This window comes from Arachnia rubra, from assembly GCF_019973735.1.
GTDB lineage: Bacteria > Actinomycetota > Actinomycetes > Propionibacteriales > Propionibacteriaceae > Arachnia > Arachnia rubra.
Map to the genome: position 1 here is coordinate 2,056,153 of NZ_AP024463.1, position 12,999 is coordinate 2,069,151.

Sequence of the window (12,999 nt, forward strand, 5' to 3'; positions counted from 1 at the left end):
GAAGCCACTTCCAGGCCTAGCCCATGTTCCTAGGCTCCGGCGGCTTTCTCGGCAGCTGCCCAGCCCGCCAGGTCACCTTTGCTGATCGCAAGAGCAATCATCTCTGGGAAGGCGTCGGGCGTGCAGGCGAAAGCCGGGACATCCATCGTGGCCAGAGTATTGGCGACCTCGTGGTGATAACTGGGGGTTCCGTTGTCATCGAGTGCCAGCAGGGCCACCACAGTGACCCCCTGCTGCTGGAACTGGGTAATGCGACGCAGCATCTGCTTGGGCTGGGAGTCGTAGAGGTCGCTGATCAGCACCATGACGGTGTCCCTGGGGCGCTGAACCAGCTGCTCGCAATAGGCAAGTGCCCTGCTGGTGTCGGTTCCACCGCCAAGCTGGGTTCCGAAGATGACCTCCACAGGATCATTGAGCTGCTCTGTGAGGTCAGCGACAGCCGTGTCATAGACCACCAGGTGCGTCTTGACCGTCTTGATAGACGCCAGCACGGCCGCGAAGATACTGGCGTAGACGACCGATGCCGCCATCGAACCAGACTGGTCCACGACCAGCACGATCTCCCGCTGGAACCCGGTCTGTCTCCGGCCATATCCGATGAGACGCTCGGGCACGACTGTCTTCAGCTCCGGCAGATAGTTGCCCAGGTTCGCCGCTATCGTCCGTGACCAGTTGATGTCATTCAGGCGGGGACGGGTAGTGCGGGAGGCCCGGTTCAGTGCCCCTCTCACCGCTTGCTGCACTCTGTCGGCCAGTCTCTCCTCCACCTGCCTGACCACCCGGCCCACGACCTCGCGGGCACTGGCCTTTGCCTTCTGCGGCATGATCCGGCCGAGGCTGGCCAGAGTGGCGACAAGATGCACGTCGGCCTCCACAGCCTCAAGCATCTCGGGCTCCAACAGTAATTGTTTGAGACCGAGCCGGTCGATCGCGTCGGCCTGCATCACCTGCACCACCCGTGATGGGAAATAGCGGCGGATGTCACCGAGCCACCGCGCCACCCGTGGCGCCGAGTCACCGAGCCCGCCACCACGCCGTCCCCGATCCTCCGGCCGGTGGCCGTACAAAGCAGCCAGAGCGGCATCCATCGCAGCATCCTGTGTGGACAGGCCATCTGCAGCCCCCTCCGGGCCGGAACCAAGCAGCATCCGCCAGCGACGGCTGCGTTCCTCGTTCATCGCGCTCCCTCCAAGATCGCGTCGACAGTGACGAGCACAGCCGTCATCTCAGCCAGATCAGGTTCCTCCTCGTCGACCGGACCGGTACCGCCGAGGTTGGCCACCTTCCCGGCAAGAGCCTGCCGTTCAGGCTTGTCCCATGCCCCGAAGGCCCGGCGGATCACGGGAAGTATCTCCGTGAACAGCTCCTCAGCGAGCCCCATGACCCAGGAATCAAGCACCTCCAGCAGCGCTGGCGAGTGGAGCAGCAGCAGGGAGCTGCCCGACAGGACACCCTCAGCCCACGATGCCTGTTCACGCGCCGGATGGCCGCCCGAGAGGGCCAGCGACAACCGCTGCTGCACCTCGTCAGCATCCAGGCTGCCGGCATCGAACAGGATCCTGACGAGTCGTCCGGCGAGCAGGCCGGGCAGGTCGTGACGGTCAGCTGCGCCCCTCAGGGCATTGCGCCACAGCTCCTGGGCTGTCTCCCCCAGCAGCCCGACGGCCGCGTTGGCTTCGTCTATCAAACCCCGGCATCGCTCGGATTCCTCGGGAGTGAGCCCGCTCAGCGCCACAGGCAGGCCGGCGCAGGCCCTGCCAAGCAGCGCTTCAACCACTTCTCCCAGCCGGCCGGTGTCAGTGCCCCGCACATCGCCGTAGCGGTGGGCCTGCACGAGTTCTGGCAGGGCCTCTAGGAGCCTGGCGACATCCGTCTCGGCAGCAGCCCTGACATCCAGGAGCCGCAGCAGCTCGGGCATCGCCGCGGGCAGATCGGCTGTCAGCGCCCGGTCCACGCCCCGGGCGACGCCCGCCAGATTGCTGGTGTCAGACAGTAGATGGGCCGCGGCTGCGGCCTCGACGGTGCTGCCCCACCGTGAGGCGTCCACAACGGCGACAGCGAGCTCCGGTTCCCAGGACAGGCGCCAGAGCTCGCGAAACGTGCCGGTACCGGACTGGCCCATGGGCCTGCCCCAGCCGATACCGAGAATCTGAAGCCGTCTGAGGAAACAGGACCTGGCCAGGCCGCTCTCCTTGCGCAGGTCGAGATCGAGTTCCCGCTCGGTGGCGTCCTGTTTGAGTCGGAGCCGCCGGGCCGTAGCGTTCAGGTCGGCCTCGAACGGGGTGCGGGGCACTTGATCGGGCACCGCACCGAGGCGCTCACCGATGATTGCCTCACGGGTGACCAGGTCGAGGGCAAGACCGTTGCCCTCGCACAGCACCGCCAGGGTGGCTTCCTGGACCTCGGATAGCCCCGGCATGGGGCGGCCACGTAGGACGGCTAGGGAGTCGGCGAGCCGGACACCTTCTATGACGTGGGCGGACGAGGTGGGCAGGTCGTGTTCCCGCAGCACGGCGCCGACATGCGCCAGCCACCTCTCGACAGGATGGTCTGACGCGGTGAACAGATGGTGGTACCACCCAGGCGACCGGACACCGGCGCCGTAACCTGACGAGGCAGCGAGCCGGCCATGCGACCACGGCACCCAGGTGACCTGCGTCTTGACCTTGGGCAGTTGTCTCAGCAGCGCATTGTCCGCGGCGGCCGTCACCTTGGCCGCCAGCGCCGGCACGTGATAGGCACCGCACACCACCGCGATCTTTTCGTACCGGCGTCTCGCCGCACGCAACGCCTTGCGCATGTGGGCCTCACGCAGCTGGTTCTCCTCATCGGCGGTCTCGCCCTCGCGGATGGCCGCCATCGCCTCGCCGATCACTTCGAAGACGTCCTCGTCACGCTGCTCGACGAGGTCCTCCCACCAGCGTTCCGGGTCGTCGTAGCCAGCCGCATCGGCGAGCAGCCGCAACGGATCCGACTCCATCGCCCGCTCCTGGTGTTCCCGGGCGAGGCTGAGCGAACTGGGCAGGTCGATGAACGAGGCGGAGCGGCTGTTCCTGACCGCCCAGCTGAGCGCCTGCCATTCCGGTGAGAAGGCAGCGAACGGCCAGAACGCAGCCCGCGACGGCTCGTCGGCCACCCAGGCCAGCAGGGCGATGGGAGGCACCAGGTCCGTCACATAGGGCACCATCGCATCAGCGTCGGCCGGGCCTTCAATGAGGATCGCGCCGGGGTCGAAAGTCTCGAGGGCACGAAGCAGCGACCGTGCCGATCCCGGCCCGTGGTGGCGGACCCCATAGATCCTGACCTCGCTCATGAACGATCCTCAGTCACTGCGTCACGTGGCGGCAGGCCCGGTAGAAATCTTTCCAGCCGGACCTCTCACGCACCACCGTCTGGAGGTATTCCTGCCAGATCACCTGGTCAGCGACGGGATCTTTCACAACGGCACCGACGATTCCGGCCGCGACGTCCTCAGCCCGCAGCACGCCATCACCGAAATGGGCTGCGAGCGCCAGGCCATTGGTGACCACGGAGATCGCCTCTGCTGCGCTCAGCGTCGCCGAGGGAGTCTTCAGTGAGGTCTTGTTGTCCTCGGTGTGGCCTTGACGTAGCTCACGGAACACCGTCACGACACGGCGGATCTCGGTCAGGGCGTCGCTGGCCTCAGGCAGTTGCAACGAACGTCCCAGCTCGGCGACACGCCTGGTGACGATCCTCAACTCCTCCTCGGCACTCGAGGGCAGCGGGAGCACAACCGTGTTGAACCGCCGCCGCAGGGCGCTAGACAGGTCGTTGACGCCGCGGTCTCGGTCGTTTGCGGTGGCTATCAGGTTGAAACCAGCGCGGGCCTGCACCTCCATACCCAGCTCGGGAACCGGCAGCGTCTTCTCACTGAGCGTGGTAATCATGCCGTCCTGGACGTCGGAGGGCATCCGGGTCAGCTCCTCAACGCGAGCGATGGCACCACTAGCCATTGCCGTCATGATCGGGGACGCGACCAGCGCCGCCTCCGACGGCCCCTCCGCGAGCAGGCGAGCGTAGTTCCAGCCGTACCGCACAGCCTCCTCCGCGGTGCCTGCCGTGCCCTGCACGAGAAGCGTGGAATCGCCGGAGATGGCGGCCGCCAGATGCTCGGAGACCCAGGACTTGGCGGTACCCGGGACACCCAGCAGCAGGAGCGCCCTGTCAGTGGCGAGAGTTGCGACCGCAACCTCTATGAGCCTCTGGTTTCCAACGTATTTCGGGGTGATCTGAGTGCCGTCGGGCAGGGTTGCGCCCATGAGGTACTGCACCACAGCCCACGGTGAAAGCCGCCAGTTCACCGGGCGTGGCCTGTCATCGGCCTTCGCCAAAGCATCGAGCTCATGCGCGAAGGCCTGTTCGGCGTGTGGGCGAAGCACAGTCTCGGTCATCGGGTCTCCTCGGGCTGGTTGATGGATTCGTGGATGCCCTGGCGCAACGTCAGGGCAGCTGCGGCGTCACGCGCTATACGCTGGTTGAACGTGGACAGGCCGGGTTGCTGGCCAAGAAGCGTGAGGCGAGGCAGCAGCCCGGAGGCAGCGCTGGGTTCAGCCGCGAACGCCAGGAGACGGGCCGGGGCCTCGGGAACTGTGTTCTTGGTCTTCGCGTGGGCGAAGATGCCGTCCAGGATCACGCCCGCGGCCTCGCGGGACAGGCGCAGGCCTTGCTGCGCCAGCAGCCTGGAGCAGAGCCCGGGGAGTTCTTTGGGAGTGGTGGCATGGACGATCTTGACCAGGACGGTGTCGCGCTCTGTGGCCGGCAGAAGCGGCAGAAGCGCTGGATCCAGGTGCCTGGTGAGCAGCACACGGGCAGCCTCCGTGTTGCCCCAGCGGATCGCGGCACAGGTCAACGCCTGGGCCACGTCGATGTGTTCATCGTCACAGAGCACGCCGGCTCCGAGACCAGCGACGCTGATCCCCAGTTCGGCCCAGCGGTGCGGCGGCATCATCGCGGCGAGAAGCTGCACTCGTCCGGCCGGTCCTTTGACGACCTGCGTGGCGGCGACGTCAGCGTAGAAGCCAGCAACCAGGTCCTGCTCAGGCGGCGCAGCGGCGAGAATGTCCTGCTCTGGCGCACGGAGCCTGCTGAGCAGCCCTTTCCGTGGCTTGTCCCTCAGGCTGAAACAGCCTCGGGCCAGCTCCAGCACACGGGTGAGATAGGCCGATCCGTCGAGCCGGGCGAGGAGCCCGGCGGCGGCACGCCCCACCTGTTTGGACCGGTCTCGCAGCGATACCTCAAGCAGTTCCTCATCACCGGGGCCGAGACCGACCTCAAGCGCAGCGACAAACTGCGCGCGGTCAGCGGCCTTCTCGCTGCGGGCCTGCTGGACGAGCTCGCGGCCCGCGGCCGGGTCCGCCGCACGCAGGTGGCGTAGCCATGCGATCCGCTCGGCCAGGCTTCCCTCCTCCCAGTCGAGTGGGTCCGGAGCGGCGATGGCCTGGTGGCGCAGCCAGTCGCTGTCGAGCTGAGCCAGCCACCTACCCCGGCGCCCCAGCACCGCCGGAAGCCTTGCCGCGATGTCACGGCTGGATCCGGCGGCGACCAGCAGCGGGACGAGGAGCTTGACCGGCAGCACCAGGCCCGCGGTGGCCAGCTGTTCCAGGGCCTCCACCAGGATCGGGTCGCGCATCGCCGCCGGGCGGGCGAGGACCATACTGACCGTTGCCGCGAATGCGCTGGAAGGCTGGTCCGGTTCCTGCCCGGGAGCGGGTGCCGGCGCTGGGAGCTCACGTGTGCGGACGGTGGCCCGGCGCAGCGCTGCGTGGCGGGCAGCCTGGTCGAGGAGCGCCGGGTCGGGGCTGCCGACCAGCGCGGCGGTTATGAGCTGGGTGGGTTTCACAGTGGACACACCGTCGCTTCCCGCAGGTAGGCGATGGGTCGCAAGCCATCCGCGCTGAGCTCACCGAAAACGGTGACCGGCGTGGTGCCGATCTCAGCCAGCATGCGCCAATGATCGGTGTGGGTACCTGTCAGGGCAACAGCCCGCTCAGAGACCAGCCAGCAGCCCCCCGACTCCCGGGTCAGTGAGCCCTGGATGGCGACCGGCCAGGCCTCGCACCAGGGATCGGCGGCGACAGCGTCGCGCAGCTGGCTGATGGCGGTGGCGACGTCATCACCAGCGAGTTCCCAGCCGCTGACGCGCGGCAACTCAGCGTATGTGGATCCGACCGCGGCACGCAGCGGTGGCCTGCCGGGGTAGAAGTGAAGGTCTGCGTCGATCTCGGTTCCGGGATAGAGGCTGGTGTCGAAACCATCGCCTCCCCGGGCGAAGAACAGCACGAGCGCACGCCTGCCGGTCTCCCGGCCCCATAGCCATACCCGCCGCACGCTGACCTGCTCCTCGTCGGCGTCGTGCATGCCCAGCACCACCCAGCGGTCTCTGACGCCGGGGGTCATGAGCACATCCTCGACACGGGTGGTGAATCCAATGTGGGAGCGGACGGTCTCAGCAAGGCCGCTGGGTAACTTGTCACGGCCGGCCCAGGCCACGGCTAGGAGATGGAGGGAACCATATCCATCGACCACCTGGGTGGGCCAGTCTCCCGACGAGGGCACGGTGGCGAGTTCCCGCAGCCGCGATGCGATCCCCGGGGCCTGTGCATCCACCATGCGGGCCGCCATGTGCTCCAGTCGTCTCGAGCGGTCGCCGGCGTGGGTGGCAAGGCCTTGTCTCAACTGATCAGCCAGGAAGCGGTCAAGCTCGGTCAGACCATTGGCGACCCGTTCCTCGCGCTGTGCGGCACGCTTGGTAGCGGCGGCCTTCTGCTCCTCAGTCCGTTCTCGGGCCTCGGTCTTCTTCCTGCCCGCCCTCGCCTCGCGTGCTCCAGCCCACTGCGAGGCGAACCCAGCGATCTCACCAGATTCGGATACTTGGCCCTGCGCCCACAGGAACAACAGGGCAAGGGCATGCTTGCAGGGGAACTTGCGGCTAGGACAGGAGCATTTGTATGCGGGCGAGGCGGTGTCGATGCTGACTCTGTACGGCGTCTTGCCCGACCCCTGGCAGGCACCCCACAGGAGATTGCCCTGGAAACCGATGTCAGACCAGGGCCCTGGCTTCGCCAGTTTGCGTCCAGCGGTTGCCGACGACGAGTCAGGCGCAGCGGCCTCGATGCGCTCCACTGTCCACAGTTCAGGCATGACGCCAGAGGATAGTGGCCGTCTGGACCACGTGATGAACCCGCATTTGCCGTAGTTAACCCCGTTGGACTCACCGTCTTCGCCGCGGGCAATGCCAAGCATGGGGCATGGGAGAATTGAGAACGCCATGACTAATCTCAGCGACCTCTTGCCCCAAGACCCCTCCCCCGATTCTCTCCTGGAGATCTTCACCACCTGGGTCGAGGACTCGGGAATCTCGCTGTACCCGCACCAGGAGGAGTCGCTGCTGGCTATTCTCACCGGCGACAACGCCATCATCACCACGCCGACGGGTTCCGGGAAATCACTGATCGCGCTCGGCGCCCACTTCGCGGCGCTCGCGGAGGGCCGCAGCACCTGGTACACCGCCCCGATCAAGGCCCTGGTGAACGAGAAATTCTTCGCCCTGTGCGATGCCTTCGGAGCTGAAAATGTCGGAATGGTCACCGGAGACGCCTCCGTCAATGCGGATGCCCCCATCATCTGCTGCACCGCCGAGATCCTGGCAAACCTGGCGCTGCGTGAGGGCCGGGACGCCAAAGTCAGTCAGGTAGTGATGGACGAGTTCCATTTCCTCGCCGAGCCAGAGCGTGGCTGGGCATGGCAGGTTCCGCTGGTTGAGCTGCCCCAGGCGCAGTTCGTCATCATGTCCGCGACTCTGGGGGATGTGACAGGTCTTGCGAAGGACCTCACCCGGCGCACCGGACGCGAGACTGCCGTGATCGGCGGGGTAACACGCCCCGTCCCTCTGACCTATCGCTGGTCCCTGGCACCAGTACACGAGACCATCGCGGAGATCATCGAGACACATCAGGCTCCCGTCTACATCGTCCATCCCACCCAGGGGGCCGCTGTCGAACAGGCAGCGGCGCTGCTCAGCCAGGGAGTGGTGCGCAAGCACGGAGCTGCGGTCCCGGATGAGCTGAAACAGGCGCTGGCAGGCTTCCCGTTCGCCGGTGGTTTCGGGGCGACATTGTCGAAGCTGCTGCGTGGCGGGATCGGCGTTCATCACGCGGGGATGCTGCCCCGTTACCGGCGGCTCGTGGAGCAGCTGGCACAGCGCGGACTGCTGGCGGTGATCTGCGGCACCGACACCCTAGGGGTGGGGATCAACGTCCCCATCCGTACCGTATTGTTCAGTTCCCTGACAAAGTTCGACGGCCGGCGGCAACGCGTACTGCGCAGCCGTGAGTTCCACCAGATCGCGGGGCGCGCTGGCCGGGCCGGTTTCGACCCCATCGGCTATGTCGTAGCCCAGGCACCTGAACACGAGGTGGAGAACGCCCGGATCCTCGCCAGGCACCAGGGGGACGAGAAGAAACTGCGTTCGGTGCGCCGGAAGAAGCCACCGGAGGGTTTCGTGAACTACACGGAGGCCACCTTCAACAAGCTGATCGAATCGGTGCCGGAGCAGCTGCATGCACGGATGAGGATCAGCCATGCCCTGCTGCTGAACCTGTTGCAGCGCAACGAGGAGACCAGCATCGCGGTGACGCGCCTCATCGACTCCACCCATCCGGAGCCGAAGGCCCGCCGGGCCATGCTGCGAAGGGCCGTCGGGCTTGGTCGTTCACTGCTGCGGGCCGAGGTGGCCACCCGGCTGCCCGATCCGACCCCCGGTGGCCGCCGGTACGAGCTGAACGTCGACCTGCAACGCGACTTCGCCCTCAACCAGCCCTTATCGGCCTTCGCGCTGTCTGTGATAGAGACCCTCGACCCGGCCTCCGCGGACTACGCCCTCGACGTGGTCTCGGTGATCGAGGCCACGCTGGAGGATCCACGGGTGCTGCTGCTGGCCCAGCAGTTCAAGGCACGCGGTCAGGCTGTCGCCGAGATGAAGGCCGATGGGTGGGACTACGAGGAGCGGATGGATGCCTTGGAGGAGGTCACCTGGCCGCAACCTCTGGCAGAGCTGCTGGAGCGGGCGCACATTGAATACTCCGTGAGGCACCCCTGGTTGTCGGAAACTCCCGTGAGCCCCAAGTCGGTGGTGCGGGACATGTACTCGCAGGGCATGACGTTCGGCGAATACGTGGCCCATTACAAGCTACAGCGCACCGAGGGACTGCTGCTGCGTTACCTGACCGACGCCTACCGGGCGCTGCGGCAAAGCATCCCGGAAGGCCTGCGCACTGACGATCTGGAGGACCTGATCGCCTGGCTCGGCGAGACCACCCGGCTGGTTGACTCATCGCTGCTGGATGAGTGGAACGAACTCGCAGCCCTGGCCGGGGTGCCTGCGGAGCAGCGGGCTGAGGCCGCTCCGCCAGCCCGCCCAGTGACGGGCAACGGGCGCGCCTTCAGGGTGATGGTGAGAAACGCCATGTGGCGGCGGGTGGAGTTGTGTGCCGATGACGACGTGGATGCGCTGGCCGCCCTCACCAGCGGCGATCCCATGACCCGGCAACGCTGGGATGACGCCCTCGGCAACTACTGGGACGAGCACGAGGATATAGGCGTCGGGGCGGATGCTCGTGGCCCTGCTTTCTTCATTGTGGAGGAGCACCGAGGCGGACGGCTGTGGGAGGTACGGCAGATCATCGATGACCCGGCGGGGAACCGGGACTGGTCGATCTTCGCAACGGTGGACCTGGACGCCTCAGACACCGCTGGCGAGTTGATGCTGAAAACCCTGGACTTCAGCCGCCTGGACGGCTGAGGCGCGTCCCCATCACAGGGGACACGCCTCATGTCCTTTCATATTTTGTTCTGACAGCTATCAGCCAGTTCCAGACTTCACGTGAAGTGACGGTGCAACTGTCAATTGGCTGATACCAAGGCTAAGTTCCCCATTGCCTTGATGCCCAGTTCCATCAGGCATCGCGCAGCTGGAGGATATTCCGGGGATTGGGTGCGGCAAGCAGCTCGGTGAGAGCACATTTGGATTTTGAATTTGCACCGGGACCTACGCACCGCGAGGTCACCGCCCAGGTGTATCCCAGATTCTGCTCGCCGTGATCCTTGATCCAAGGCCCACCAGATGCCCCCTCATTCATTCTGCACTGCATCACGGAGTCAGCAGACCGAGCAGTGGAAGAGCCGTCGCAGAAGTAAGGAAGCGAACCATCAAATGGAGTTTCCGCTGGATAACCCCAGATGCGACTGCCGGAGACAGTCCCGCTACCTCCCCCTATGAGGCCATTCCCGCCTACTGCCTGCGTAATGGTACGGCCATCCTTAACACCGAGGCTCACAAAACCTTGATCGTAGCGGTAGTTACCCTGCTTCCAGCCTTGGAATACGACCGCCCTGGAGCCATACCAGATCCCCTGCGGTCCAGATCCTTTGTAATAGGCAGGGATGAATGCAAAATTCTTGTACCAATCTGTACCGCCATCTCCCGGATGAATACAGTGACCTGCGGTGATGATCTTTGTTCCATCACCGCCAGCCACTGCGGAAGCTGTACAGCTGCTCGATCCCTTGGGTGTCGTGAAGAACAGCCGCCCCACAGTGCTCGGGACCTTGACTTGATCATTAGGGCCGGCGCCAGAACCGGCGTAACTACCCACGGCCAGGTCCCCAACATCAGACTGTGGTTTCACCGGTTCAGAGCTAACGATGTCCTCCCCCTGTCGCACCTCAGCCTGTTCCTCCCCAGCAGGCGTATGGGATTCACCAAGAGTCCCGACTGGTGAATCCAGGGGTGTCGCAGAATCCAGCCGCTCCTGCGTCCAGAACTGCTCTGTCTCAGCCACCTCCTCAGGAGAGACCCCATGCGCCAGAGAATCTCCAGGCTGCTCCGCATCAGAGGTGTTGTCCGCATACGCCGGAAAGGCAATTCCAGCCATGAATGTGAGAGTGGCCGCTAATGCCGCGGCTGCTCCGCCTACTCTATTTCTTTTCTTCATACTTCACTTCTCTTTCCAATATTATAGGAACCTATGAGGCTTGTTTCACAGCCGCAGCCAATCTGCTCTGACAAAAATTTTGCTGTTTGCCGGCCGCCCTATGAATAAGCTTCTATAATGACAGCCCTGAGCCCTCATCGAAGCCAACTATCCGCTGACAATCACACAATCTCAGGACTTTTGAGAGGCTTTCCGCAACCACAAGCAAACTTATTTGACAAGGACTTTTACTGAAACGAAAGCCCTCTTGGAGAGCCTCACTATCCAATACTACCCATCATAAATAATCTCTAATGTACAACAGCCTCCTTCCAGGCATTACTTCATTATCACCCAGCGCCTGAAGGTCGCAACAAAGGCTATTCATGGCCAGCTCATGAGCACCGAATCCCATTATCGGAGACTGACCACTCACAGCTGTGAATAACCCTCAAAATCTAACGACACCCCATCGGCGCATAGACTAGGGAAGCCAGAATCTACCCAAAATCTTTAGATCATGATATACAGGCAATAGAATTATTGCATCTAAGCTTCAGATTGCGATTCCATAATCCACTTTCTGAGAGAATTAAAAGCATCAGCTAGGACAATACAGGCTAGGGATACACCAATCCAAAAAGTAAATTTTATTGATGTATTCTCAGGCTCAGGCATCTCCGCTGGAATCGCCTCGGCCATGCGCTCCGGAGTCCAGTACTCCTCCGTTCTGGCGATTTCCTCGGGCGAAAACGTATGCGATATCGACTCCGCACCCCGGTTTCCAGTGATTCCATGTCCCAAGGATGCCGGAGGAGCAAATCCAACCATAAGCACTATCGATGCCACAAAAAATACAGTCGGCCTCAATATTGTATTTAATCTTACATTTCTTCTTTTCACGCTTCACCCTTCCTCTCGATTATTAACCCCACAGAGGTGATAGCCAGAACCAGAGCATCTAGGCCCAACCTGACAACCAAGCACCTCCCCGGCAACAGACAACACTGATGGATATTTCAACTGCCTCACGCAGCTCCATCGTCGCCAGGATGCTATGACGAATTTAGATTGACGTTAGTTCACCGGGGGCGATTTCGCAACCCTTGATAATTCAGACGCGAAAATTTATGCAGTCATTGTCTGTTCGCAACCAAGAATTCCCAGCACTCAGGACAGCCGGGGCAGGATCTGCTCGGTGAACAGCGGAGCCCAGCTCGGTTGGGGGCGCGCAGGATCGACGAAGACTGCCTCGGCGATCTCAGCCCGCGGCCGAGGAAGGTGAGCGAGAGGTTCTGGGGCTTTGAAAACATCGGCGACCACGACGGTGTGAGCCTCGTTGGCTGCCGGAGCGCGATACTGTCCCAGCGGGATCAGCCTGCCCGGACCGAGGTCCAGGCCCAGTTCCTCTCGTAACTCTCTGGATGCGCACTGCTCCGGGGTCTCTCCCGGTTCGGGCTTTCCGCCCGGATTCAGGAATGCCTCCGTGCCACGCTTGCGGACCAGCAGCACCTGGCCCGTCGCGTCGGTCAGGACAACGGCGCTGACGCGGATCTCTCCTGGTCTCAGCATTCTCAGGTGGGGGATCCCTGCCTCCAGGTACTCCTCCCCCACTGTTGTGAATCCGAAGTCCTGGTAGAGCGGCACCACATAACTCTGTGCGTGGATGACGAAAGGTTTTTTACCCAATCGGCCCAGCGCCGCCGCGATCAATCGCCGCGCCAATCCCTCGCCACGGCGGTCAGCCCGGACAGCCACGCGCCCGAACGACTGGGATACTCCAAGCTCCGGCTCATCAAGCTCTACGGTGCGCAGATAAGCTGCACAGCCACCCACATCGGGGACCCACCAGTGACGGGTTCTGGGGTCACGGTCGAAGGCATCGAAGTCGGGAGTGTCAGCACGCTGTTCCACGAAGAACACCTCGGATCTCAGGCACACGATCTCGAAGAGCTCGTCCTTGGTCAGTTCTTCCCAGGCCTTGACCTGAATCATGCTGTCCAATGAA

9 protein-coding genes are annotated in these 12,999 nt (G+C 63.6%); 1 reads left to right on the forward strand and 8 read right to left on the reverse strand.

Annotated features, from left to right (window positions below):
* Window positions 1-29: 29 nt before the first annotated feature.
* The 5 genes from SK1NUM_RS09445 to SK1NUM_RS09465 are packed head-to-tail and all read right to left on the reverse strand — an operon-like array spanning window position 30 to window position 7,161.
* Window positions 30-1,178: a VWA domain-containing protein gene (locus SK1NUM_RS09445; RefSeq protein WP_212321456.1), complete on the reverse strand. Its 1,149-nt coding sequence runs from the start codon at window positions 1,176-1,178 to the stop codon at window positions 30-32.
* Window positions 1,175-3,313 (reverse strand): DUF5682 family protein, encoded by a 2,139-nt coding sequence (locus tag SK1NUM_RS09450; RefSeq protein ID WP_212321458.1) that lies wholly within the window; start codon window positions 3,311-3,313, stop codon window positions 1,175-1,177. Before SK1NUM_RS09450 ends, SK1NUM_RS09445 begins: the two co-directional genes overlap by 4 nt.
* 13 nt (window positions 3,314-3,326) lie before the next feature.
* The gene (locus SK1NUM_RS09455) at window positions 3,327-4,412 is read right to left on the reverse strand and encodes an AAA family ATPase (protein ID WP_212321460.1); all 1,086 of its coding nucleotides are present in this window, start codon (window positions 4,410-4,412) and stop codon (window positions 3,327-3,329) included.
* A complete protein-coding gene (locus SK1NUM_RS09460) occupies window positions 4,409-5,869 on the reverse strand; it encodes a DUF5691 domain-containing protein (RefSeq protein ID WP_212321462.1) in 1,461 nt (486 codons plus the stop codon). Before SK1NUM_RS09460 ends, SK1NUM_RS09455 begins: the two co-directional genes overlap by 4 nt.
* A complete protein-coding gene (locus tag SK1NUM_RS09465) occupies window positions 5,857-7,161 on the reverse strand; it encodes an SWIM zinc finger family protein (RefSeq protein WP_212321465.1) in 1,305 nt (434 codons plus the stop codon). Before SK1NUM_RS09465 ends, SK1NUM_RS09460 begins: the two co-directional genes overlap by 13 nt.
* A 127-nt stretch (window positions 7,162-7,288) precedes the next feature.
* Between SK1NUM_RS09465 and SK1NUM_RS09470 the strand changes: the two genes are divergently transcribed.
* Window positions 7,289-9,820 carry a DEAD/DEAH box helicase gene (locus SK1NUM_RS09470; RefSeq protein WP_212321467.1) on the forward strand — a complete coding sequence of 844 codons (2,532 nt, stop codon included), beginning with the start codon at window positions 7,289-7,291 and terminating at the stop codon, window positions 9,818-9,820.
* Between the two features lie 154 nt (window positions 9,821-9,974).
* Here the strand turns inward: SK1NUM_RS09470 and SK1NUM_RS09475 are convergent, their stop codons facing one another.
* The 3 genes from SK1NUM_RS09475 to SK1NUM_RS09485 all read right to left on the reverse strand — a co-directional run bounded on the left by SK1NUM_RS09475 (window position 9,975) and on the right by SK1NUM_RS09485 (window position 12,986).
* Window positions 9,975-11,012, reverse strand: a complete 1,038-nt coding sequence (locus tag SK1NUM_RS09475; protein ID WP_212321469.1) for a trypsin-like serine peptidase — start codon at window positions 11,010-11,012, stop codon at window positions 9,975-9,977.
* Between the two features lie 528 nt (window positions 11,013-11,540).
* Window positions 11,541-11,894 carry a hypothetical protein gene (locus SK1NUM_RS09480; RefSeq protein ID WP_212321471.1) on the reverse strand — a complete coding sequence of 118 codons (354 nt, stop codon included), beginning with the start codon at window positions 11,892-11,894 and terminating at the stop codon, window positions 11,541-11,543.
* 267 nt (window positions 11,895-12,161) lie between these two features.
* Complete coding sequence (locus SK1NUM_RS09485) at window positions 12,162-12,986, reverse strand: GNAT family N-acetyltransferase (protein WP_212321473.1); 825 nt, start codon at window positions 12,984-12,986, stop codon at window positions 12,162-12,164.
* Between the last annotated feature and the right edge of the window lie 13 nt (window positions 12,987-12,999).